The sequence below is a fragment of the Bifidobacterium sp. LH_512 genome (assembly GCF_056356435.1).
The window spans coordinates 522465-547230 of sequence record NZ_JBKEUE010000001.1; the positions used below are offsets into that span (position 1 = coordinate 522465).

17 protein-coding genes and 1 pseudogene are annotated in these 24766 nt (G+C 57.9%); 17 read left to right on the plus strand and 1 reads right to left on the minus strand.

Going from position 1 to position 24766, the window contains the following annotated elements; genetic code table 11:
- Nucleotides 1-21: 21 nt before the first annotated feature.
- A complete protein-coding gene (locus tag AC1AWD_RS02280) occupies nt 22-2640 on the plus strand; it encodes an ATP-dependent Clp protease ATP-binding subunit (RefSeq protein ID WP_476563426.1) in 2619 nt (872 codons plus the stop codon).
- A 189-nt stretch (nt 2641-2829) separates the two neighbouring features.
- Nucleotides 2830-3690 (plus strand): hypothetical protein, encoded by an 861-nt coding sequence (locus AC1AWD_RS02285; RefSeq protein ID WP_476563427.1) that lies wholly within the window; start codon nt 2830-2832, stop codon nt 3688-3690.
- 862 nt (nt 3691-4552) lie between these two features.
- Here AC1AWD_RS02285 and AC1AWD_RS02290 read toward each other — a convergent pair.
- Nucleotides 4553-5983 carry a DUF349 domain-containing protein gene (locus AC1AWD_RS02290; protein ID WP_476564543.1) on the minus strand — a complete coding sequence of 477 codons (1431 nt, stop codon included), beginning with the start codon at nt 5981-5983 and terminating at the stop codon, nt 4553-4555.
- Nucleotides 5984-6113: 130 nt separating this feature from the next.
- Here AC1AWD_RS02290 and hisS point away from each other — a divergent pair, with 130 nt between their 5' ends.
- The 15 genes and pseudogenes from hisS (at nt 6114) to ucpA (ending at nt 24696) form a co-directional block, all read left to right on the plus strand.
- A complete protein-coding gene (gene hisS, locus AC1AWD_RS02295) occupies nt 6114-7505 on the plus strand; it encodes a histidine--tRNA ligase (protein WP_476563428.1) in 1392 nt (463 codons plus the stop codon).
- A 57-nt stretch (nt 7506-7562) separates the two neighbouring features.
- The gene (aspS, locus tag AC1AWD_RS02300; RefSeq protein WP_476563429.1) at nt 7563-9362 is read left to right on the plus strand and encodes an aspartate--tRNA ligase; all 1800 of its coding nucleotides are present in this window, start codon (nt 7563-7565) and stop codon (nt 9360-9362) included.
- Between the two features lie 168 nt (nt 9363-9530).
- A complete protein-coding gene (locus AC1AWD_RS02305) occupies nt 9531-10340 on the plus strand; it encodes an amino acid ABC transporter ATP-binding protein (RefSeq protein WP_476563430.1) in 810 nt (269 codons plus the stop codon).
- 41 nt (nt 10341-10381) lie between these two features.
- A complete protein-coding gene (locus AC1AWD_RS02310) occupies nt 10382-11200 on the plus strand; it encodes a glutamate ABC transporter substrate-binding protein (protein ID WP_476563431.1) in 819 nt (272 codons plus the stop codon).
- The gene (locus tag AC1AWD_RS02315; RefSeq protein ID WP_476563432.1) at nt 11200-11877 is read left to right on the plus strand and encodes an amino acid ABC transporter permease; all 678 of its coding nucleotides are present in this window, start codon (nt 11200-11202) and stop codon (nt 11875-11877) included. Before AC1AWD_RS02310 ends, AC1AWD_RS02315 begins: the two co-directional genes overlap by 1 nt.
- A 6-nt stretch (nt 11878-11883) precedes the next feature.
- Nucleotides 11884-13023 carry an amino acid ABC transporter permease gene (locus AC1AWD_RS02320; protein WP_476563433.1) on the plus strand — a complete coding sequence of 380 codons (1140 nt, stop codon included), beginning with the start codon at nt 11884-11886 and terminating at the stop codon, nt 13021-13023.
- A 214-nt stretch (nt 13024-13237) separates the two neighbouring features.
- Nucleotides 13238-14116, plus strand: a pseudogene (locus AC1AWD_RS02325) (PPK2 family polyphosphate kinase); the annotation flags it as partial.
- A gap of 44 nt (nt 14117-14160) precedes the next feature.
- Entirely contained in the window at nt 14161-16749 is a 2589-nt protein-coding gene (locus AC1AWD_RS02330) for a DEAD/DEAH box helicase (protein WP_476563434.1), read from the plus strand.
- A 69-nt stretch (nt 16750-16818) separates the two neighbouring features.
- Nucleotides 16819-18288, plus strand: a complete 1470-nt coding sequence (locus tag AC1AWD_RS02335) for a replication-associated recombination protein A (RefSeq protein WP_476563435.1) — start codon at nt 16819-16821, stop codon at nt 18286-18288.
- 115 nt (nt 18289-18403) lie between these two features.
- The gene (locus tag AC1AWD_RS02340) at nt 18404-19141 is read left to right on the plus strand and encodes a gamma-glutamyl-gamma-aminobutyrate hydrolase family protein (RefSeq protein WP_476564545.1); all 738 of its coding nucleotides are present in this window, start codon (nt 18404-18406) and stop codon (nt 19139-19141) included.
- 248 nt (nt 19142-19389) lie between these two features.
- Nucleotides 19390-19650 (plus strand): glutaredoxin domain-containing protein, encoded by a 261-nt coding sequence (locus tag AC1AWD_RS02345; protein WP_476563436.1) that lies wholly within the window; start codon nt 19390-19392, stop codon nt 19648-19650.
- Nucleotides 19651-19655: 5 nt separating this feature from the next.
- A complete protein-coding gene (locus tag AC1AWD_RS02350) occupies nt 19656-21143 on the plus strand; it encodes an MFS transporter (RefSeq protein ID WP_476563437.1) in 1488 nt (495 codons plus the stop codon).
- Between the two features lie 20 nt (nt 21144-21163).
- Nucleotides 21164-22147 carry a D-2-hydroxyacid dehydrogenase gene (locus tag AC1AWD_RS02355; RefSeq protein WP_476563438.1) on the plus strand — a complete coding sequence of 328 codons (984 nt, stop codon included), beginning with the start codon at nt 21164-21166 and terminating at the stop codon, nt 22145-22147.
- Nucleotides 22148-22330: 183 nt separating this feature from the next.
- On the plus strand, nt 22331-23752 hold the full coding sequence (locus AC1AWD_RS02360; protein WP_476563439.1) for an APC family permease: 1422 nt from the start codon (nt 22331-22333) through the stop codon (nt 23750-23752).
- Nucleotides 23753-23889: 137 nt separating this feature from the next.
- The gene (gene ucpA, locus AC1AWD_RS02365; protein ID WP_476563440.1) at nt 23890-24696 is read left to right on the plus strand and encodes an SDR family oxidoreductase UcpA; all 807 of its coding nucleotides are present in this window, start codon (nt 23890-23892) and stop codon (nt 24694-24696) included.
- Nucleotides 24697-24766 lie beyond the last annotated feature (70 nt).

The following is a 24766-nucleotide window of genomic DNA, read 5'->3' on the forward strand; positions in this document are numbered from 1 at the left end:
AGAAAAATTGGAAGGACAAGCATGTTCGAACGGTTTACCGACCGTGCCCGGCGCGTTATCGTGCTGGCTCAGGAAGAAGCTCGTGCCCTCCAGCACAACTACATCGGTACCGAGCATCTGCTGCTCGGCCTGATTCGTGAAGGGGAAGGCGTTGCCGCAAAGGCGCTCTCCTCCAAGGGTGTGTCGCTGGACGATACTCGCAAGCAGGTCGAAGAGATGATCGGCAAGGGCAATGCCGCGCCTACCGGCCACATTCCCTTTACTCCGCATGCAAGGCAAGTGCTGGAATTGAGCCTGCGTGAAGCGCTGCAACTGGGGCATAGCTATATCGGAACCGAGCACATCCTGCTCGGCCTGATTCGTGAAGGGGAAGGCGTCGGCACACAGGTGCTGATCAAGATGGATGTGGACCTGGGCGAATTGCGCAGTGCCACCATCGATCTGATTCGCGGCAGTTCCGCATCCTCCGACGGCAAGGGCGAATTGGCCAATGCCGGCGGCGTGCAGGATAAGCGCAATCAGAGCGGATCCGCCATTCTCGACCAGTTCGGACGCAATCTGACCGCCGAAGCGGCTGCCGGCAAGCTTGACCCGGTCATCGGTCGCACGCAGGAAATCGAACGTGTCATGGTCGTGCTGTCGCGCCGCACCAAGAACAATCCTGTGCTGATCGGCGATCCCGGCGTCGGAAAAACCGCTGTCGTCGAAGGCCTGGCGCAGAAGATCAATGCCGGTGACGTGCCGGAGACGCTGAAGGACAAGCAGGTCTATTCGCTTGATTTGGGCTCGATGGTCGCAGGATCACGTTACCGCGGTGATTTCGAAGAGCGTTTGAAGAAGGTGCTCAAGGAAATCAAGACACGCGGCGATATCGTGCTGTTCATTGATGAAATCCACACCATTGTCGGCGCTGGCTCCGCCGATGGCGCGTTGGGCGCTTCCGACATGCTGAAGCCGATGCTTGCGCGTGGTGAGCTGCAGACCATCGGCGCCACCACCACCGATGAGTACCGCAAGTACATTGAAAAGGACGCGGCTTTGGAACGCAGGTTCCAACCGATTCAGGTGCACGAGCCGACCATCGCCGAAACCATCGAAATTTTGAAGGGCTTGCGCGAACGCTACGAGAATCACCATCGTGTGACCATCACCGATGCCGCGCTTCAGGCGGCGGCCGAACTTTCGGCACGCTATGTGCAGGACCGTCATCTGCCCGACAAGGCCATCGATCTGATCGATGAAGCTGGTGCGCGTCTGCGCATTAAGCGACTGACCGCGCCGCCGGAATTGAAGGATCTGGACGGCAAGATCGCGCGTGTCGCCGACGAGAAGGACAAGGCCATCAAGGACCAGGACTTCGAAAAGGCTGCGGAACTGCGTGACCGTCAGGAGAAACTGGAAGCCGAACGCAAGCAGAAGGAATCCGCTTGGCGTGAAGGCGAATCCGATGTGAAAATGGTCGTGGACGAGGATGTGATCGCACAGGTCGTCTCCCAGAACACGGGCATTCCGGTCGTCAAGCTCACACAGGCCGAGTCCAAGAAGCTGTTGGGCATGGAAGCCGAACTGCACAAGCGCGTCATCGGCCAGGATGAGGCTGTGTCGGCCCTGTCCCGTTCGATTCGCCGCGCCCGCGTCGGCTTGAAGGATCCGAAGCGTCCGTCCGGTTCGTTTATTTTCGCCGGTCCGACCGGCGTCGGCAAGACGGAACTGGCCAAGACGCTCGCCGAATTCCTGTTTGACGACGAGGACGCGCTGATTCGCGTCGATATGTCCGAATTCTCCGAAAAGTATTCGGCGTCGCGCCTGTTCGGTGCGCCTCCGGGATACGTCGGATACGAAGAGGGAGGCGAGCTCACCGAAAAGGTGCGTCGCAAGCCGTTCTCCGTCGTGCTGTTCGACGAAATCGAAAAGGCCCATCCGGATATCTTCAACACGCTGCTGCAGGTGCTGGATGATGGTCACTTGACCGACGGTCAGGGACGTAAGGTGGACTTCAAGAACACCATCATCATCCTGACCACCAATCTCGGTACGCGCGACATCGCCAAGGCCGCCAACACCGGCTTCAACCTCGGTACGAACACCGAGTCGAGCTACCAGCGCATGAAGGACCAGGTGTCTTCCGAACTGAAGCAGCACTTCCGTCCGGAATTCCTGAATCGTTTGGACGACATCATCGTGTTCAAGCAGCTCGATCAGGAACAGGTGCGTCAGATCGTCGACCTGGATGTCAAGCAGCTCGACAGCCGTCTGTTCGACCGCCATATGTCGCTCGAACTGACCACGGCCGCCAAGGATTTGCTTGCGCAGAAGGGCTTTGACCCGCTGCTGGGCGCCCGTCCGTTGCGTCGCGTCATCCAGCGCGATATCGAGGACACGATTTCCGAAAAGATCCTCATGGGCGAGCTGGAAGATGGCCAGCGCATTATCGTCGACGCGGAAGGCGAAGGCATTCTGGGCGAATTCACGTTCAGGAGTGAGGCTTTCGAAAACGCCGAGGTCGCTCAGGCCGCTCCGGCCGACGCTGTTGAGACCGCTGATTCCGCTGACGCAGCCGAGACGAAGACGACTTCCGAAGAGGCCGCCGACGGCGAAACGGCGTCTGCTGAAGCGACGCCTGCCGAAAGCGCCGAATAAGCGGCGGTTAATCGGCAAACCAGCATATGGCGTTTGCATCGAATGCATGTTCGATGCAAACGCCATTTTCGTATCCGAATCACATGAAAATGTGCATAACCTGTCGGCGACACGCCGGCTACACATTCTCTTTGACCACAGCCTTTAAAAGTAGGCAGTCGAAATGCCGCTTTCCGCTATCGTTCATGCATGGAGACGATGCATACAGAACAACAAGGGCGTTCAAACCAGCTGGAAAACTTGGACGGCTGGAACGGAACATGCAGGCGGCCGAAAGGAACGGCGCTGTTTCTGGAGTCGCAGCACAATGGAGCGCGACAGCATCATCCGACGTGCCGGCGGAACATCATGCCAGCCCATGCCGCGCTTTTTCCAAGAAAAGAATACTGGGCGACCCTGCAATATCGCGAACGAATCATGCACGTGATCAGAGCGGCCTCAGTAATGCATCCGCAATGGATATTCTGTGGGGTGTCCGCTGCAGTCGTGTGGGAGCTGACTTCAAGCGAATGCCTACACAAGCGAATCCATGTGGCAAAGCAATCAGGCAATCGCACACACAATACGGAATGCTTTTCTTTCCACCATATTCCCGATCCGCAGCTGCACTGCCTTGAAAACATACGGATAACCGGATTGCTACAGACGATGTTCGATGTCGCTCGGTTTGCGGCATTTCCTGAAGCGTTGGCGATGTGCGATACCGCCATGCGAAAATACGGAATCACCCATGAACGTATGAATGAGTTCCTTATTTTGCGCCAGCGCTGTCAGGGAATCCGCGAAGCGCGTGAAGTGTTTGAATATGCCGATGCACTGAGCGAGAACGGTGGTGAATCCATCGCACGCGGATGCATGAAATTATGGGGCTACGAAAAGCCGGAGCTGCAAGCTTGGTTCGACGATCCCGTGAACGGAGAACGACGGCGCGTCGACTATTTGTGGCGGACTGCCAGTGGCGGCATCATTATCGGCGAATTGGACGGGCGCGAAAAATATGAGAATCCGGCCATGACCCGGGGGGGGGGATGCCGTTTCCGTTGTCCTTAAGGAGAAGGAGCGGGAAAGCGATCTGAATCTGGTCGGCAAGGTCACCATCGTTCGTTTCAGTTTCCGGAAGCTGATGCAAAATCCTGCGCAGGTGCAGAAGAAACTGGATTTGGCAGGCGTGCCGAGAGTCGGTTTTATTTCAGGGATCTGAGGGATGCCGCGCATATTGTGTGGGCGGATGTTCTGATTTGCCGTGTGTGTTGTGTGGCGGGCGGTTTGTAACGCAAATTGTGCATATGGATGGCGCACAATGTGTTACTGTCACACGCGAATTGTGCCGGTACCACATACACATTGTGTGGGTGTCACTTACACATTGTGTGTTGGAGGTCGGTCGGACGCACAATGTGCGTGTGGAAGGGATGTGACGCACATTGTGTAGGTGGCACTAGCACATTGTGTGAGTGTCACCTACACAATGTGCATCGGAATGGGACACATTGTGCGTGTGGAATAGGTGATGGTGATGGTGATGAGATGTGGGGGGGGGGCGCCGGATAAAGGTGTGCGGAATCGGCGACGCAAAAAAGAGCGCGGAACAGGAATACTTGGGACATGCAATTGGCGACGATACGAGAAAGAGCGTGAAATGGTGAAATGCGAGGCATGCAGTTGACGGTGCTGTGAAAAAGTGAGGTGCAGAGAGAGATGTTGCGACGAAAGAGAAACTGCGGCGAATACATAAGGATTGAGGTGTCGCCGAGGGAGGGATTGAGACGCGGCGACGGGAATATGCAAGGTACAAGGTGTGAGATGCGAGATGCGAGGACGGAAACGAAAAAAGGGGTGGGGTTGCGAATCCCTGAGAGACTCGCAACCCCACCCCTTTAGGTGATATTGCCGTGCACGTAGGAAGAGGACCTTACTTGATGGCGTTCAGCCACTGCTCCTTGGTAGCCTTTTCGGCTTCGAGCTTGGCCTTCTTCTTGGCGTCGGACTCGGCGGTGATCTTGGCTTCGAGCTCGGCGAGCTGAGTGGTCAGCTGCTCTTCGAAGCTGGACTTACGGGCGTCGGCTTCCGGGTCGGTCTGCTTCCAAACGGCGTCCTCAACGGCCTTGATCTGCTTGTCAACGGCGTCCAGACGGCCTTCGATGCGACGCATGTCGTCACGCGGCACGTAGCCAATCTGATCCCATTCTTCCTGAATTGCGGCCAGAGCTTGACGGGCCTGCTTTGCGGCCGTCTCATCCTTTACCGGCACCAGAGCTTCGGCCTTGACCAGCAGGGCTTCCTTCTTAGCCAGATTTTCCTTCTCGGAAGAGGAGATCTGGTCGCGATCTGCCTGGCGTGCGTTGAAGAACGTGTCGGCGGCTTCGCGGAAGCGTGCCCAGAGTTCGTCATCCAGATTACGACCGGCACGACCTGCATGCTTCCAGCGGTCCATCAGCTCGTTGAACTTGCGGGAAGTCTCAACCCAAGAGGTGGAATCCTTGATTTCGTTGGCTTCGGCGATAATCGCTTCCTTGACCTCCTTAGCGGCGTTGCGTTCGTTGTCTCGAGCCTGCGCCCACTTGCGGCGGGCTTGGTTGAACGTGGTGCGGGCGGTGGAGAAACGCTTCCACAGAGCATCCGCATCAGCTTTGTCGATGCGGACGGTGGTGCGCTGATGCTCCTGCCACTGCTCGAAGAGGTTACGGAACTTGTCGGCGGTGGAACGCCAGTTGGTGCCGTCGCCCAGAGAAGCGGCCAGAGCTTCGGCCTTCTCGACGATTTCAGTACGTTCTGCCATAGCCTTGGCCACGGCTTCCTTGCGAGCCTGTGCGATCTGTGCACGACGGACGTCGCCCTCGGCCTTCAGTGTTTCGAACTGTGCCTTCAGCGCGGCCAAATCACCCACGACGGCCGGTGCCTGCAGTTCATCGGTCAGTGTCTTGATGGATTCTTCGATTTCGCGCGGCTTGATGTTGTCGGCCTTCAGACGGTTTGCGAACAGGTCGAGCTTGCCCTTGATGTCCAGATAGCGGCGTGCATACAGTGCCAGTGCCTCTTCCTTGGAGACATCTGGGAACTGTCCGACTTCACGTTCGGTGTCACCTTCCTTGACGAACACGGTGCCGTTGTCGTCGACACGCCCGAAAGCTTCAGCAGCCTTCACACCGGCGTCGGAATAGCCCGCTGTGGCGGCCGGTGCGGCAACATGTTGCGGAGCCTTCTTCGCGAAGGCGGCCGGGGAAGGGGCATGCGGCTTCATCGTGGCCGGACTTGGTGCCGGGGCCGGTTCCTGTGTGGCGGGCGTCGTTGCCTGCATGGTTGTATTTTCAATGTTCTTGGGGGTGACGGTCTCGTCGGCCATGGCCAGCTCCTTCAGCTTCATGTGGTGGAGAGGAAGCGGGTAAAGCACGTGTCGAAACCGGGAAATCATGGTGTTGAATACCCCGAATGACGCACAGTGTTTTCCGCAACCTCATTTATTATAGAGAATCGTGGCAAAAGGCGCATCTATTTCAGGATTTCCAGAGTGGCTCCCCTCTGAACGTGTTGTGGAGCAGCGTGTTATCGACACGCTCCGAGAGGTATTCGAGCTCAATGGCTTCATTGGCATTGAGACTCGTGCAGTAGAGCAGGGCTCTAGTCTGCTGAAGAAGGGGGAGACCAGCAAGGAGATCTACTTGCTGTCTCGTTTGCAGGAAGTCGGACGGGAATCCGACACGCCGGTGGAGGATCGGCTTGGCCTGCATTTCGATTTGACTGTGCCGCTGAGCCGGTATGTCGTCGAGCATTCAGGCGATTTGGCTTTCCCGTTCAAGCGTTGGCAGATTCAGAAGGTTTGGCGTGGCGAGCGTCCGCAGGAAGGCCGTTTCCGCGAGTTTGTACAGGCTGATATCGATGTGATCGGCAATGGTGATCTGCCGGATCATTACGAAGTCGAATTGCCGTTGGTGATGGTGTCCGCATTGGAACGTCTGCGCGAGTTCGGTTTGCCGAAGGCGACAGTGCATGCGAATAACCGCAAGTTGTCTGAAGGCTTCTATCGTGGCCTTGGTCTCGAAGACATCGAAGGCGTGTTGCGTGAAATCGACAAGCTTGACAAGATCGGCGCCGATGAAGTGGCGAAGCTGCTGGTTGAAGAGTGTGGCGCTGACGAGGCTCAGGCTCGTGCTTGCCTTGAATTGGCGGAGCTGATCGCCGCCGACGGAGCCGAATTGGCACAGAAGTTTGATGATTTGTGCGCCAAGCACGGCATTGCGCAGGATGGTGACGCTTATCAGCTGGCGCGTCAGGGCTTGGATACATTGGCGATGATTGTTGATGATGCCGCGCGCATCCGTCCGGGCGCTGTGATTGCCGATTTGAAGATCGCCCGTGGTTTGGATTACTACACCGGTTCGGTGTATGAGACGTTCCTTGACGGTGCGGCCTCACTGGGATCAATCTGCTCTGGAGGCCGATACGATAATCTGGCGACGCAGGGCAGCCGCAAGTACCCGGGTGTGGGCCTGTCCATCGGCCTGTCCCGTCTGGTGTCGTATATGCTGCACACCGCCGGCGCCCATGCGAATCGCGTTTCCCCGGCCGTGGTAATGGTGGCCGTGTGGAATGAGGGGGATCGCTCCGCTTCCAACCTCATCGCCAACCAGCTGCGTGAACGTGGCATCGCCGCCGATGTGGCACCGACCGCCGCCAAGTTGGGCAAACAGATTAAGTATGCCGACAAGCTGGGCATCCCGTATGTGTGGTTCCCTGCAGACGCGAACGACGAGAACGCTTCGGATGAAGTGAAGAACATCGTCACCGGCGACCAGCAGGTCGCGGATGTACGGTCTTGGGAACCGGATACTCTGGTTGCCCGGCAAACCGTTACCGTCGAAGCCTGAGACAGGCTGCGGAGAACATCATCGGTTGATATCGAAAACGGAAGAAAAAGAGGAAGCATGAGCCAGACGGCTTACAGAACACATCATGCCACCGAAGTGACCGAAGAACTGGTCGGTCAGAAGGTGACGCTTGCCGGTTGGGTTGATCGTCGTCGTGACCACGGTGGTGTGGCCTTCGTCGATCTTCGCGACGCCACCGGCTTGGTGCAGGTCGTGATCTACGACGAGGAGATGGCGCGTCCGCTGCGCTCTGAATTCGTCGTGCGCATTGTCGGCGAGGTCCGTCTGCGTCCGGAAGGCAACGAGAACGAACACCTGGCCACCGGTAAGATCGAGGTCGTCGCCGAAAGCATCGAAGTGCTGGCCAAGTCCGACGCATTGCCGTTCCAGGTCTCCACCGCTTTGGAAAACGAATCCGAGAACAAACTGCCGGGCGAGGACGTTCGTCTGAAGTATCGATACCTTGACCTGCGCCGTCCTTCCATGCAGCGCAACCTGAAACTGCGCTCCGAAATGACCAAGGCCGCCCGCGCCGCTTTGGACGAGATGGGCTTCACCGAGGTCGAAACCCCTACGATGATCAAGTCCACGCCGGAAGGCGCGCGTGACTTCGTGGTGCCGGCCCGTCTGGTGCCGGGATCCTGGTATGCCCTGCCGCAGTCCCCGCAGCTGCTCAAGCAACTGCTGATGGTCTCCGGCGTGGAACGCTACTACCAGCTGGCCCGCTGCTACCGTGACGAGGACTTCCGTGCCGACCGCCAGCCGGAATTCACCCAGCTCGATATGGAAATGGCCTTCGTCGACCAGGAAGATGTGATGGCCATGGCCGAAAAGGTCATCGCCGCCATCTGGAAGTCCGCCGGCTATGAGATCCAGCTGCCGATCCAGCGCATCACTTGGAAGGAGGCTATGGATAAGTATGGCTCCGACAAGCCGGATCTGCGCTTCGGCAACCCGCTGGTTGAACTGACCGACTATTTCAAGAACACCCCGTTCCGTGTATTCCAGGCTGAATATGTCGGTGCCGTCGTGTTCAAGGGCGGCGCCGCGACTCCTCGCCGTCAGTTCGACGCTTGGCAGGATTGGGCCAAGCAGCGTGGCGCCAAGGGCCTTGCCTATGTGGTCTTCGGTGAGAACGGCGAGCTGAAGGGCCCCGTCGCCAAGAACCTGTCCGAAGAGGAACGCAGCGGCCTGATGGAAGCCGTTGGCGCTGAGGAAGGCGATGCCGTGTTCTTCGCCGCCGGCCGTCGTGAGTCCGCCCAGACGCTGCTGGGCGCCGTGCGCGTTGAACTAGCCGATCGCGCCGGCCTGCTCAAGCCGAACGAATTCGCGTTCACGTGGGTTGTCGACTTCCCGCTGTTCAAGCCGACCGATGATCCGGAAGACGACGATGTGGCTGTCGGCCACTCCAAGTGGACCTCCATGCATCACCCGTTCACCATGCCGTCCAAGGATTGGCTGGACACCTTCGACAAGGATCCGGAACACGCCATGTCCGACGCTTACGACATCGTCTGCAACGGCAACGAAATGGGCGGCGGTTCCGTGCGTATCCATCGCGATGACATTCAGGACCGTGTGCTTGATGTGCTGGGCATTACCGAAGAAGAGGCTGCTGACAAGTTCGGCTTCCTACTTGAGGCCTTCAAGTACGGCGCTCCGCCGCATGCCGGTATCGCCCTTGGCTGGGATCGCGCCGCGGCCATTCTGGCTGGCGCCGATTCCATTCGCGACGTCATCGCCTTCCCGAAGGCTGGCGGCGGCCGCGATCCGCTGACCGGTGCCCCGGCCCCGATCTCTGCCGAGCAGCGCGCTGAAACCGGTGTCGATTACGATCCGGAAGAAGACGAGGACTGATACCGAGTTGCTAACAGGCGGCGATAACGCCAATACCGTTGGCAGTGACACAGTCTGATTGAATGAGGCCTCCCCGTTACGGGGAGGCCTCATTCGTTTTAATTTGTCATTGTTTTTTATGGAATGCATCGGTTTTGAGGTAACGAGTTACGGTTATACTCGCTTTTTATGGAAGAAAAGACAGAAGAACGCAATACCGAACGGGCCAAAAAGCCGTTGATTCCGGGAACTCAGTCCGCAGGCCACCCTCTGGTGGAACTCACCCATGTTGAAAAGCACTATGGCGACTTGCATGTGCTCAAAGACATCAACCTGACCGTCAACCGCGGTGAAGTGCTGGTTATTGTCGGCCCGTCCGGCTCCGGCAAATCCACGATGTGCCGCACCATCAATCGCCTGGAAACGATTGATTCCGGCGATATTCGCATCGATGGCAAGCCGCTTCCGCAGGAAGGCAAGGAACTTGCCAATCTGCGTGCGGAAGTGGGCATGGTGTTTCAGTCCTTCAACCTGTTCGCCAACAAAACCATTCTGGAAAACGTGACGCTGGCTCCGATCAAGGTCCGCCATATGGACAAGAAAGCAGCCGAAGACCTTGCCATGGATTTGCTGGCCCGCGTCGGCGTCGATTCCCAGGCGTCCAAAATGCCGTCCCAGCTTTCGGGCGGTCAGCAGCAGCGCGTCGCCATCGCACGCGCACTGGCCATGCAGCCCAAGGTCATGCTGTTCGACGAGCCCACCTCCGCATTGGATCCGGAAATGGTCAATGAAGTGCTCGACGTTATGGTTGAACTCGCCCATGAAGGCATGACGATGCTCTGCGTTACCCACGAAATGGGATTCGCGCGCAAGGTCGCCGACAAGATCGTGTTCATGGCCGACGGCCGCATCCTGGAACAGAGCACGCCGGAGGACTTCTTCGAAAACCCGAAGACCGACCGTGCCAAGGACTTCCTGTCGAAGATTCTGACGCATTGATGGCGGTGGAAAGAGGAGAAGCAAGGAACGGAGTCAAAAGCATGAAAGTGTTGAAACGTGCGCTTGCCGGCGTATGCGCCATGGCGTGTGCGATCTCCCTGGCCGGATGCGGGTCGGAGGATGAGGCCGGAAAAATTCGCATCGGCATCAAATTCGACCAGCCGGGCCTGGGCTTTAAGAAATCAGGCACCTACGTTGGTTTTGACGTGGACGTTGCCAAATACATCGCCCGTGAACTGGGGTATTCCGAAGACGAGATCATTTGGAAGGAAGCTCCGTCCAAGCAGCGTGAAGCCATGCTGCAGAACGGGGATGTGGACATGATTCTCGCCACCTATTCGATTACCGACGAACGCAAAAAGGCCGTGTCCTTCGCCGGGCCATACTTTGTCGCAGGTCAGGATCTGCTGGTGCGCAAGGGAGACGACTCCATCAAGGGGCCGGAAGACCTGAACGGCAAGCGCTTGTGCTCGGTGACCGGTTCGACGTCGGCAGCCACGGTCAAGGAGAAATTCGCTTCCGAAGTGCAGCTGATGGAACAGCCTGGTTATGCGGAATGCGCTACGGCGTTGTTCTCGGGCATCGTGGACGCCGTCACCACCGATGACATCATCCTGGCGGGCCTTGCTTCCGCTTCCCGCGGCAAGCTTGAGGTCGTCGGCGAACCGTTCACGCAGGAATATTACGGTGTCGGCATCAAGAAGGGCGATACCAAATTCGCCGCAAAGATCAACCATGCGATCGAGCAGATGATCGAAGACGGCTCGTGGCGTCGCGCCATCACCGACAATACGGAAGGCACCGATTACGAGCCGAACGAGGAGTACAATCCTCCGACGCCGACCGAAGGGGAGAAGTGATGGAATCCTTCGTTGAACTATTCAGTGAATATGATGTTCCCGGCGCGTTCCTCGTCAATATTGAATTGACGCTGTGGTCTGCGCTGTTTTCGATGATTCTCGGCGTAGTCCTGGTGATGATGCGCATCAGCCCGATTTCATCGTTGCGTGCAGTGGCCAGCGCTTATGTGGAACTGTTCAAGAATTTGCCGTTGACCATCATCATGGTGTTCATGGTGCTGGGTGTGTATGCGCAGCTGAAACTGGGATTCTCCGACACATTCACCACGAATTTCTTCTGGCTTGCCGTCACGGGCCTGAGCTTGTACACGGCGTCGTTCGTATGCGAGTCCCTGCGAAGCGGCATCAACACTGTGCCGCTCGGCCAGGCCGAAGCCGCGCGCGCACTGGGCTTAAGCTTCATGCAGTCGGCATCGCAAATCATTTTGCCGCAGGCTTTCCGCGGCTCGGTCGCGCCTTTGGGCAATACGCTGATCGCTTTGCTGAAGAACTCCACGGTTGCCGCGGCCGCGTCGGTGTCGACGGAAACATCGTCGCTGATGAGCGAAATGATTGAATTCCGTCCGGATGTGATTATCTCAATCTTCCTGATTTTCGCGTTCGGCTACGTCATTCTGATTATTCCGATCGGCATGCTGACGACGTATCTGTCCAACAAGCTTGCGGTGAGGAGGTGACGTGCGATGGCAAGCAATGAAAGCTTGATTCTTTTTGATCAGCCCGGTCCGAAGGGTCGTCGTCTGATTCGTATTTTCAATTGGGTGGCCGGCATTATCTTCGCTTTGGTGATGGTTGCGGTGCTGATGCGCCTGCATAATCCGCCGGAAGGCGAGAACCAGTTGAGCTGGGAGCTGTGGAAGCCCGCGTTGGAAAAAGAAGCGTGGACTGATTTTTACCTTCCCGGCTTGTGGATGACGGTGAAGGCGACCGTTCTTGCTGTGGCCGGCGCTGTGATGTTCGGTCTGCTGTTCGGCATTGGACGTCTGCTGCCGAATGCGTTGCTGCGCGCCGTTTCCGCGGTGATCGTCGAATTCTGCCGTGCGGTGCCGGTGCTGCTGATGATGATTTTCTTCTGGCGTTGGTTCGCCTTCGCTGGCTTAAGCGATTCGTCCTATTGGGCCGTCGTGCTGGCGTTGGTGCTGTATAACGGTTCGGTCGTCGCCGAGTTGGTGCGTTCCGGCGTCGGCAATCTGCCGAACGGCCAGCGCGAAGCCTCGTTGGCTTTGGGCCTGACCGAAACGCAGTCGCTGATGCAGATCGAAGTGCCGCAGGCCGTGTACGCAATGCTGCCGGCGGCCGTCACGCAGCTGGTGGTCGTGCTGAAGGACACCGCACTCGGCTCGATCATCATGTATACGGACCTGTTGCAGGAGTCGCGCCGACTGGGGTCCATGTATTTCAATATTCTGCAGACGCTGGTGATGGCGGCGGTGATCTACTTTGTGGCCTGCTGGCTGTTGTCGCGTCTGGCTGAGTGGCTGCCGTCCCGTATGCAGCAGCGTACTGCGGCACCTGCCGAACCTGAACCGGTTGCGCCGATTGCCATCATGGATCCGTCGAACGTCAATCAGATTGCCGTAGCTAAGGAAATGCAGGAGATGCCGCTTGGCGGTACGCCTCGTCAGTATCATGTGCATCACCGCGGTACGAATGCGTCGATTCACCAGTGGCGTCGTACCCGTTACGTGCAGGGCTATGATGAAACTCATCCGGAAAGCCAGGTGGAACATAAGCCGATGGAATTGCCGGAAATCCCGGACCTGTTCAAATTCAGCGAGGACAAGGAATCCGACTCCGACGGCGAGAACGGGGCGCGCGAATAGAACCAGGCAGTCGCCGGCATGTGGCAATGCATCACCACGTTCGGTGAACGGATGGCTGTAGCCGGTCCGTCATGGGGTATCGGCGGATTCATGCAGAAGGCGAGGACGGGAACACCGGCCTCGTCTTCTGCATGTTGTCCTTGCATATCGCATGCCGTCGTCACGTGCCGTATATCCGCCGATTGACGGGTATGATAGGCAGACACACGGCGACGCGAAGGAGCATGACATGTCGAGCACAGTGTGGAAGAGGAATCCCGCCGAGTATCTGCGATACAACCCGTCCCGACGTCTGTCCGATGTGGACGGTGCGTCCACATCGTGTTTCGACGGCAGTCGGGAGGATGCGGAACGCTTCATGGAAGCGAGCTCGGCGCAGCTTGCCGATTATCAGCATCTGCTCTACGCCAACGGCGCGCATGGTTCGAGACGCCGTCTGCTGATCGTCCTGCAGGGCATGGATGCTTCCGGCAAAGGCGGCATCGTACGGCATGTGTTTCATCAAGGCGATCCGATGGGCATTCACTATCATGGATTCGGCAGGCCGTCCGAAGAGGAACGCGCCCACGACTACTTGTGGAGGATTCGCCGCGAGTTGCCCGATCCGGGATGGATTGCGGTATTCGATCGCTCCCACTATGAGGACATCGTGATGCCGCACGTCTACGGCACCTTGCCGGAGCGGGTATGGCGGGCGCGCTACGACGAAATCAACCGGTTCGAAGCCAAGCTGGCCGCCGACGGATGCGCCATCATCAAAATATTCCTTGTCATAAGCCGCGATGAGCAGAAAAAACATTTCCTCGCTCGCCTGGACGATCCGACAAAGCATTGGAAATTCGACGCCAGCGATTTGGATGCGCGTGAACGTTGGGATGATTACATGGCGGCATGGCAGGAGGTCTTCGAACGTACCAGCACCGAGACCGCGCCATGGTATCTCGTGCCCGCGGATAATCGTTGGTATTCTCGCGCCGTTGTCTCCGAACTGTTGCTCGGCGTTTTACGGAACATGCATATGGCGTGGCCTCCTCTTGATTCCGACATCGATCCCGACGCAGTCAGACGCCGCCTGCGCGAGGAGCGGCGGTAGCGGGAGCGGCGGCCCAATAGGGAGTCTCGGCTACACTCGACATCATGGCAGAGGAAACGAAGAACAACGGAACACAGGCGGAAGCGGCCGGAACGTATGGCTCGCTCGGAGCATTGGCGCCCCGATGGGATGACGGCGAACGCAACATTGACACGGACGAGATCTATGAGCGTTTCTTCTCATGGGTGGCGGATGTCAAAGGCGTGGAACCATGGCCGCATCAGGAGGAGGCCATCATGGACCTGCTCGCCGGCGACCATGTGATTCTGAACACTCCGACGGGCTCAGGCAAATCATTGGTGGCGCTGGGCATGCATTTCGCGGCGTTGTGCACAGGCCGACGTTCGTACTACACTGCTCCGATCAAAGCGCTGGTGTCGGAGAAATTCTTCGATTTGGTTGAAGTGTTCGGCCGTGATTATGTAGGCATGATCACGGGGGACACGCATATCAACGCGGACGCGCCGATTATCTGCTGTACTGCCGAGATCCTTGCCAATCAGGCGTTGCGCGAAGGCCGGCATGCCGATGTCGGCTGTGTGGCAATGGACGAATTCCATTACTACGGTGATTCCGAACGAGGCTGGGCATGGCAGGTGCCGCTGCTGACGCTGCCAGATACGCAATTTCTGTTGATGAGCGCCACTTTAGGCAATGTCGATGCGATAGCCGACAAGTTGGAGGATATGACGGATACGGACGTCGACATCATCGCCGATGCGCCGCGTCCGGTGCCGTTGACGTACGAGTATACGTCGGATCCGCTTGAAAAGACGGTGGAACTGTCGTTCAACAAGGGTGAGACGCCGATCTATGTCGTGCATTTCTCTCAGGATGCCGCGTTGGAGACGGCACAGGCGCTCGCAAGCACGGGTGTCTCCAGCAAGGAACAGCGCGCCGCGATTGCGGAGGCGATGAGGGGCACGAAATTCACGACCGCATTCGGCAAAATCCTGCAGCGTCTTCTGCGTACCGGCGTCGGCATTCATCACGCCGGCATGCTGCCGCGTTACCGTCGACTGGTCGAACAATTGGCGCAACAGGGTTTGCTGCCGGTGATCTGCGGCACGGACACGCTGGGCGTGGGCATTAACGTGCCGATCCATTCGGTGGCGTTGACGGCGTTGACGAAATTCGACGGAGTGAAGATGCGTCGTTTGCGCGCCCGCGAATTCCATCAGATCGCCGGTCGTGCAGGTCGTATGGGTTTTGACACGGAAGGCCTGGTGATCGCCGAGGCACCGGAGTACGAGATCGAGAACGCAAAGGCGCTCGCCAAAGCGGGCAACGATCCGAAGAAACTGAAGAAGGTGAAGCGCAAGAAGGCACCAGAAGGTTTCGTCACGTGGAATCAGAACACGTTCGACAAGCTGATCGACGCGGCCCCGGAAACCTTGACGCCGCATATGCGCATCACGCATTCGATGGTACTGAACGAAGTGCAGCAGGGCGGCGACGCCCGTTGGCGAGTGGACAGGCTGATTGATGATTCCGCGCAGACGCCTGAACAGAAGGAACGCCTGCATGCACGTGCGGATGAGATCTTCCAGACGCTGTTCGACACAAACGTGATTGAAACGGAGGACCGCAACGACGGTGGCAAGGATTATTTCCTGACGATGGATGTGCCTCAGGATTTCGCTCTCGACCAGCCGTTGAGCCCGTTCCTGTTGGCGGCTCTTGAATTGCTGGATCCGGAGTCGGAAACCTACGCGCTTGACGTGATTTCCATGGTGGAATCCACGCTGGAGGATCCCAAGCAGGTGCTGAAGGCGCAGGAACGTCAGGCGCGCGATGCCGCCGTGTCCGCCATGAAGGATGAGGGCATCGACTACGACGAGCGTATGGAGCGTCTGCAGGAGATCACGTATCCCAAGCCGCTTGAAGACATGTTGGATGCCGCGTTCACGCGGTATCGGCACGATGTGCCGTGGGCGAACGATTATTGGCTGAGTCCCAAATCGGTGGTGCGTGACATGGTGGAGACGGCGTCCGACTTCACCGGATACATCGCGCGCTACAACATCGCCCGTTCCGAGGGCACGCTGCTACGCTACCTGTCCGACGCCTACCGTGCTCTGGCCCGAACCGTGCCGGTGGAGAAACGCGACGAACGTCTGCGCGACATCATTTCCTGGCTGCGTGTGGTCGTACGCTCCATCGATTCGAGCCTGGTCGACGAATGGGAGAACGCCGGTGATACGTCCGCTTCCGAGGATGCGGCGAACCTGGCTGCTCCAGCGGCGAAGAACACGGTGGTCGAAGACCGTCGCGGTCTGACCGTGCTGGTGCGCAACGCCATGTTCCGTCGTGTGCAGCTTATGGACCTCGACCGTCCTGAAGAATTGGGTGCTCTCGACAAGGATTGGGGCTATGGCGTGCACGAATGGGAAGACGTGCTCGACGATTATTACGACGAGCACGAATATGTGAACGTCGACGCCAAGGCCCGCAGCGGTGAACTGTTCATTCTTGACGACCGTAACGAGCAGAGTGAACACAGCTGGAAGGTACGTCAGATTATCGACGACTCCGACGGTGACCATAACTGGGCGATTACGGCCGTCGTCGATCTGGACACCACGCAGGAAACCGGCGAAGTCGTGTTCTTCGATTACGAAGTAACGCACTGACGATTATTCGTCAAAAATCAGCAAACACTGGCTTCGAACAAGCGTTCGACATGGAGTAGGATGGTCGGTATGACTGAGGATTTGTTCGAAGCCAGTGACGCGCCCGACGATATGACGCGTCCGCTGGCCGTACGCATGAGACCCTCCACTTTGGACGAAGTGGAGGGCCAGCATCGCGTGCTCGGCGAAGGCTCGCCATTGCGCCGTCTTGCCAATCCCGCTTCGAAGGGATCATTGACCGCGCCAAGCTCGATCATCCTGTTTGGTCCTCCCGGCGTCGGCAAAACCACGTTGGCCTACATCGTCGCCAAACAATCCGGCCGTGTATTCGAAGAACTCTCCGCCGTCACTTCCGGCGTCAAAGATGTACGCGACGTGCTCGCGCGCGCCCATGAACGTCTTGTCGCACAAGGCAAGGAAACCGTCCTCTTCATCGACGAAGTGCACCGCTTCTCCAAAACACAGCAGGACGCGCTGCTGCCCAGCGTGGAAAACCGTGATGTCACCTTCATCGCGGCAACCACGGAAAATCCAAGCTTTTCCGTCATCAAACCACTGCTGAGTCGATCGGTGGTCGTCAAACTCGAATCATTGGAGCCTGGCAACCTCAAAACACTGATTGAACGAGCCCTTGCCGACAAGCGTGGCCTAAAAGACGAAATCCGCGCAGACGACGCCGCAATCGACGACATCATTCGCATGTCAGGCGGTGACGCGCGCAAAGCCCTGACCATACTCGAAGCGGCCGCCGGTGCAGTCACCGGCGACAAAGAACGCAAAAAAGGCGCTCGCAGGCCCATCATCACGTCCGAAATCGTCGCCCAAGTCATGGATGCGGCCACCGTACGCTACGACAAAGACGGCGACGACCACTACGACGTCATCTCTGCATTCATCAAATCCATGCGCGGCTCCGACCCCGACGCCGCACTGCATTATTTGGCCAGAATGCTGCGTGCCGGCGAAGACCCGCGCTTCATCGCAAGGCGCATCATGATCGCAGCAGCCGAAGAAGTCGGTATGGCGGCACCGCAAATCTTACAGGTCACCGTTGCGGCGGCACAAGCCGTGGCGCTTGTCGGCATGCCTGAAGCGCGACTTATTTTAGGCGAAGCGACCATCGCCGTCGCCACCGCGCCCAAATCAAACGCAAGCTACAACGCCATCAATGCGGCGCTCGCGGACGTTGATGCCGGCCTGATCGGCCAGGTGCCGCTGCATTTGCGCAACGCGCCGACCGCGCTGATGAAAAGCTGGGGCAATCATGAAGGATACCGGTATGCGCATGACTGGCCGGGAGCGGTCGCTCCGCAGCAGTACATGCCGGACGAATTGGTGGGGCGCGAATACTATCATCCGAACGACCGCGGCTATGAGCATGAGCTGAAACCGCGTCTGGAACGTATCCGTGCAATCGTGCACAGTGAAGAACGGGGAAGCGAAATCGGAGCACAAGGCCAGCTGGAAAACGGAAGACCCGCGCCGAACGGCCAGTCCACGAATGGCAGGCAATCCGCACAAGGTGGGCGACACGGCTGAAACAATGCACGGCGAGTCGGCTGCAGCATATTCCGGTATCGTATGAGCAGACGCGCGACATCGCACCGTCGAAAAGCCGATATTACAGAGGGAGCCTCGCATGAGCGAAAATACCATGGAACGCATGCCGCTGATCGGCATTGTGCCGCTGGTCGACTACGCCAAGGAAAGCCTGTGGATGCTGCCAGGATACATGGACGGCATCGTGGAAGCGGGCGGCACTCCGATTATGCTGCCGCTGACCGATGACGATAAGCGCATCGAACAGCTGGTCGCCATGTGCGACGGCGTTCTGTTCACCGGCGGTCAGGATGTGGCCCCGGCTCTGTACGGCGAGGATGCCACGGCGGAGTATTTGGCCGGCAATCCGGAGCTCTGCCCGGAGCGTGACCGCATGGAGCCGAAGCTGCTGAACGAGGCGATTCGCGCGGACAAGGCTGTTCTCGGCATCTGCCGTGGCATGCAGTTGATCAATGTGGCGTTCGACGGCAACCTGTGGCATGATCTACCGAGCGAATATCCCAGTGATGTGGAGCATCATATGCCGAATCCGCCGTACGATCTGCTTGGCCATGAGGTGACGCTGCAGTCCGGCACTCCTTTGGCCGAGTTGATGGAACAGGCCGGCGAAGGGGATCGCATCGCTGTCAACAGCTACCATCATCAGGCCGTCAAACAGGTCGGTGAAGGATTGGAAGTTATGGCGACCGCCGATGACGGCGTCATCGAAGCGTTGTATCGTCCCGAATCACGTTTCCTGTGGGCAATGCAGTGGCATCCGGAATTCCTGCATAAGGTCGATCGTCGCAGCCGTATGATCTTCAAGGCGTTCGTCGACGCCGCGCGCTGCTGAATAGGTGTTTTCCAGCGATTCGCCACACGTTCACGGGACATTCATAACGGTCAATGGGGCAGGCCTCCCGGTAGCATTGCCATGCGCAAAATTCGGCGTGGTGCACCGAGCGCGACTTATGCGAATCCGAATTTTGCCGTAATGTTACTCGACGCGGGAGGCTTGCCTGCAGCGTTACGCGCAGGTTGAGCCCGCAGTCGACTTGTTTATGTGCATATATGCGATGTGTGATGCGACGAGGAGGAAAAATGTCTGATTCCGGTATTGAATTCTATGGAGCCCAGTGGTGTGGGGATTGCCGCCGTGCGCAGCAGGTGTTTGAACGCTATGGCGTGGAATACGGCCATCATGATATCGAGCATGAGGAGGGTGCCGCCGCTCGCGCCGAGGAGATCAGCGGTCAGAAGCATATCCCGGTGATTCGTTTTGCCGACGGCACTATTTTCGTCGAGCCCACCAATCCGGAGCTGACGAACAAGCTCAAGGAACTCGGATTGATTGGTGAGTGAATTCGATGAGTCAAACTCGCACCATTGAACAGACCGTCGCCGATCAGCAGGGTGACGAACATATTCCGGGCAAACTGATTGGCGCGATTATCGCCGTCGGTTCCCTTGCTTTCATCGGTATTCTGACCGAAACGGTGATGACCGTATTGTTTCCGCAGCTGATGCAGGAATTCAACGTGGACACTGCCACGGTGCAGTGGATTACCACGATCTACCTGCTGTCCGTCGCCGCGACGATGCCGCTGTCATCGTATTTGAAGCGTCGATTCAAGCTGAAGAGCATCTTCCTGGCTGCGCTTGCATTGGCGGTCGCCGGCTCGCTGATCATGATTGTGGGCCAGGCGTTCCCGATTATTTTGGCAGCCCGCGTGATTCAGGGCATCGGCTCGGGCATGGCGTCACCGCTGATGATGAATATCATTCTGGAACAGTCGCCGCGTTCCAAGGTTGGACGCCTGATGGGTGTCGGATCATTGGTGATCACCGTGGCTCCGGCAATCGGCCCGACCGTTGGCGGAGCAGTGGCCAGCGTGTTGCCGTGGCGTGCGATTTTCGTCATCGTCATTCCGATCATCCTGCTGATTTCCCTGCCGGTTGGCTTGCGTTGCATCGAACAGAAGCGTCCGACCGAAGCCGCGAATCTGAACCCGCTGCAGTTCGTGTCGATTGTGCTGGCGTTGTCCGGACTGGTGATGTTCCTCAACCAGCTTGGCGTGGCCGTCAGCGCCATGGTGTCGGACGCTCCCAGCGCCAGCGCGTGGATTATCTCGATCGTCAGTCTGGTAATCGGCGTCGCAGCGTTGTTGTTCTTCGGCTATTCGTCACATCGTTCGTTCTCGCCGCTGATTCGCTTGGGCTGGCTGCGTGACCGCGTTGTGCTGCTGCATCTGCTGCCGTACACGATTCTGCCGATGGTCGGCATTGGCTTCGGTTATGTGATTACGAATCTTGCGCAGCTTTCGCTCGGTACGGATGCGTTCCTCGCCGGGGCGTTGGTGCTTCCGGGCGCGCTGATCGGCGCGTTCTTCGCACCATTGGGCGGTATGATGTACGACCGTTTCGGCGCCGCTCGTCCGATCACCGCCTCATTCACCGTGGCCTTGGTAGGTCCGATTCTGCTGCTGGTGTTCTCCATGCACTTGAATGATGTTATATTGGCCGGATTCTATTTCATCTTCGGCCTGTTCTACGCGTTGGGCTTTTCCAACATCATGACCAGCGCGCTGAGCGGAGTCGTGCGAGAATTCACGCCGGACGGCAACGCGGTGTTCAACACGTGCATGCAGTTCGGCGGTGCCGCAGGCATGACGTTGTTCTCCACGATTCTGTCGGTGGCCCAGGCCGGTTCCGGCGAAGAGGGGAGCGAAAGCTTCCGCCACGCCACGGCCGTCGGCGGTGCATGGACGTTCACCGCAATGACCGTGATCTGTCTGATTGCGCTTGTTTCCCTGATTGTGGCCTTCCGCATGCGCGCCGCACGGAAAAATCGATAGCGCGCTTTAAGGTGGTCCGCATGGGAATCGACAATGCTCACAAACTGATCGTCAACTGTCTGCCGCTCACCTCGGACGAGCGCGCCGCGTTCACACGCGCCGCCAGGAATGTGCCGCAGGAATTTGTCGGTGACGAAGCGCGGCGTGGCGACATGTCATGGAAGGCCGTCGTTTCCGATGATCTGAAAGCGTCGGCGACCGCGATCGTGGGCAACATTCCCGTGGAAACCTGTGCGGACTATCCACGGCTTGAATGGCTGCAGACATGGAGCGCCGGCGTCGATGCGTATCGTCGCGCCGGCATCATGAGGCGGGGCATCATGCTGACCAACGCGAGCGGTGCATATGGCCAAAGCGTTTCGGAACACATGTTCGCGATGATGTGGTCGCTGATGCGTAACATTCCACAATATGCTCGCAATCAGATGAAGGATGCCTGGATTGACGAAGGCATCGCACTAAGCCCATCCGGCAAGACCGCGTTAATCATCGGAACAGGTGATATCGGCTCGCATTTCGCAACGTTGTGCAAGGCGGTCGGCATGACTACGTTCGGCATCCGCCGCAACGCTTCCAAGCCTGCCGACGGAATCGATGACATGTATGGATTCGACGATCTGGACATGCTGCTGCCGAAGGCCGACGTTGTGGCGATGTGCGTGCCGTCGGCGCCTGAAACGCATAATATGCTGGATTCTCGGCGGATTATGATGCTGAAGAACGATGCGGTCGTCATGAACGCGGGCCGCGGAGACACCATCGACCTTGGCGCATTATGCGTCGCTTTGCGTGAAGAACGATTGCATGGGGCTGGATTGGACGTCACCAATCCCGAACCGTTGCCGTCCGGCCATCCGCTGTGGAATGAACCGCGCTGTCTGATCACGCCGCATGTCGCGGGTGGCAATCATATGGCCCAAACGCCGGAACGCATCATCGGTATTGCCTTGGCCAATGTCAGGGCATATGCGGCCGGCCAGCAATTGATGAACCTTGTCGGATGACCGATATGCAAAGGCGCCAGTGGTATATGCCGCCGGCGCCTTCGCATATTGTCGAGACGAAAATGTGATGGATTTGCGTAGATAAATTCAATTGACTAGTATCACATGCTGTCGGTAAGACACGAGCGGCAACGTCGCCGCGTTCGATCTGCCATCTACTCATTGAAGAGGAAGGAGGCATGTATGTCTGATAATCCGCAACAAACATCCAATAAGGGCCTGCAGAAAAGCCTGAAGCTGATTTTCGTATACACCGTTGCGACCGGATCGATTTTCACATATGTGAGCTACTGGGATTCGGTGTTCTTCAGCTATTGTGGCGCGGGAACGTTCCTGGCGTTTGCTTTGATGACGGTCGCCATTCTGCCCGTCGCATTGGTGTATAGCGAAATCTCGCCATTGTTCAAAACCGCAGGCGGCGAACTGATCTATAACACAGTAGGCTTTAACAAGCACATCGGCTTCTTGGCCTCATGGCTGATCATGGCGGCTTGGATATCGGTACCGCCGGCCGTCGTCATGGCCATCTCCACCTATCTGAGCAAGCTGTTCAATCTGGATCTGAGTTTCCAGACCATAGTCATCATCGGCATCGTCATACTCGTCGCCGTGTTCCTGATGAGCCTGCAGGATATCCAAGTGCTCGTCAAGGCGCAGGCCACCTGCCTGTTCGCCAACATCATCACCACGCTGATCACCGCGGTGTTGATCCTGACCTCCGGACACTGGAGCTTCAGCAATGTCGCCAAACTGTTCGACTTCTCCTCGCTGGATTCCTCACTGGGCATCCCGGCGTGGATCATCGGCATGGCCCTGCTGATCACGCCGTATTTCGGTTTTGAAACCGTTCCGCAAATGGTTGAGGAGGGCGATTTCCCGACTAACAACACCAAGGCGGCCATCTGTGGTTCCGTGCTCACCTGCGGCGCGATCTACACGGTGTTCTTCTTCTGTGTGGCCGGTCTCGCGCCCGTCAGCGATCTGCTCGCCGGTGACGCCGCCAACGGCTTCATGACCATCACTGCCATGGAGAACATCCTCGGCTGGAAGTTCTGGCCGGTCGCCTACGGCCTCATCTCCATCCTGATGGGTATGACCGCGTCGATCCTGGGCTTCTGGATGTCCACCGTGCGCATGTTGTACTCGATGGGCAAGAAGAACTTCCTGCCACAGGCCTTCACCAAGGTCAACAAGCATCAGCAGCCGATTCTGCCGAACATCTTCCTGTTGTGCATCAGCCTGATTTTCATTCTGTTGCAGAACGCCGGCAGCTTCATGAACGATTTCTTCAATCTGATGTCGTTCGGCTGCGCCTGCGCCTATGCGCTGACGACGGTTTCCGCCATTCGCATTCACCACAAGCATCCCGAATGGTACAAGGGCAACAAGAACGTGGTGAAGGGCGGCGACGCATTCCGCATCCTCGCCATGGTCATCATGATCGCCATCGCTTTCTTCTGCACGCTCGGCCAAGGCGCCGGCTCGTGGATCTCCTTCGGCGTCTACCTTGGCGTCGGTGTGGCCATCTGGGCTTGGATGGTGCTCGTACGTTGGAAGAAGACCAAGGTCGTCATCGAAACCCCTGACGGCGAGACCGAGTTCTAGCTTTTGCGGATTCGGGCCAGCGCCTGACGGGCAGCCATCTGCCGGGCAACGAAAGAAAGCACGGCACAACACTTGGGCGTTTCGCCGTTGCATCGCCCACCCCCTACAACCATCATCCCAGTAAAGGAGAAAACATCATGGTCCAGCCCAAGCTCGAAGGCAAGGTCGCCCTCATCACCGGTGCCGCAGCAGGCCTCGGCGAAGGCATCGCCGAAACATATGTGAAGTACGGCGCAAAAATCTGCATGGTCGATCTGTCCCCAGACGTCGAAAAGACTGCCGATCGCATCCGCGGCATGTATGAGGGAGCGGAAATCATCACCTGCGTGGCCAATGTGGCCGACAAGGCGCAGACGATCGAAGCCGCCAAGAAAACCGTCGAGGCTTTCGGCACAGTAAACATCGCATGTTGCAACGCCGGCGTCTGCCGTCTTGCGCCATTCGAGGAAATGACCGACGAAATGCGTGACTTCCATATCGACGTCAACATCAAGGGCGTGTGGAACACCTGCCAGGCCGTCATCCCGTATCTGCTGGAGAACAAGGGCGGCGCCATCGTCATCGCATCCTCCGTCACCGGCGACATCGTCGCCGACGCAGGCGAAGCCGCATATGCGATGACCAAGGCCGCGTTGGTCGGCCTGACCAAGTGTCTTGCCGTTGAATACGCCGATCGTGGCATCCGCGTCAATTGTTCGCAGCTGGGTTACGCCCGCACCCCGATGGTCGAAAAGATGGCCGTCGAATCCAATCCGGAAGATCCGGAAAGCGCCATCAACGACATCGCCGTCGGCGTGCCGATGAAGCGCCTTGCCAAGCCGACCGAAGTCGGCGAACTGTTCGCCTTCCTCGGATCCGACGAAGCCAGCTACATCACCGGCGCCCAGATGGTCATCGACGGCGGCAGCACGCTGCCGGAAACCATGAGTATCGGCACCAACTGACATCGGGCGGGAACCATATCGACGCATGGAATCGATGTCGGCAATCCCATGACATTCAAGCCGGGTGCAT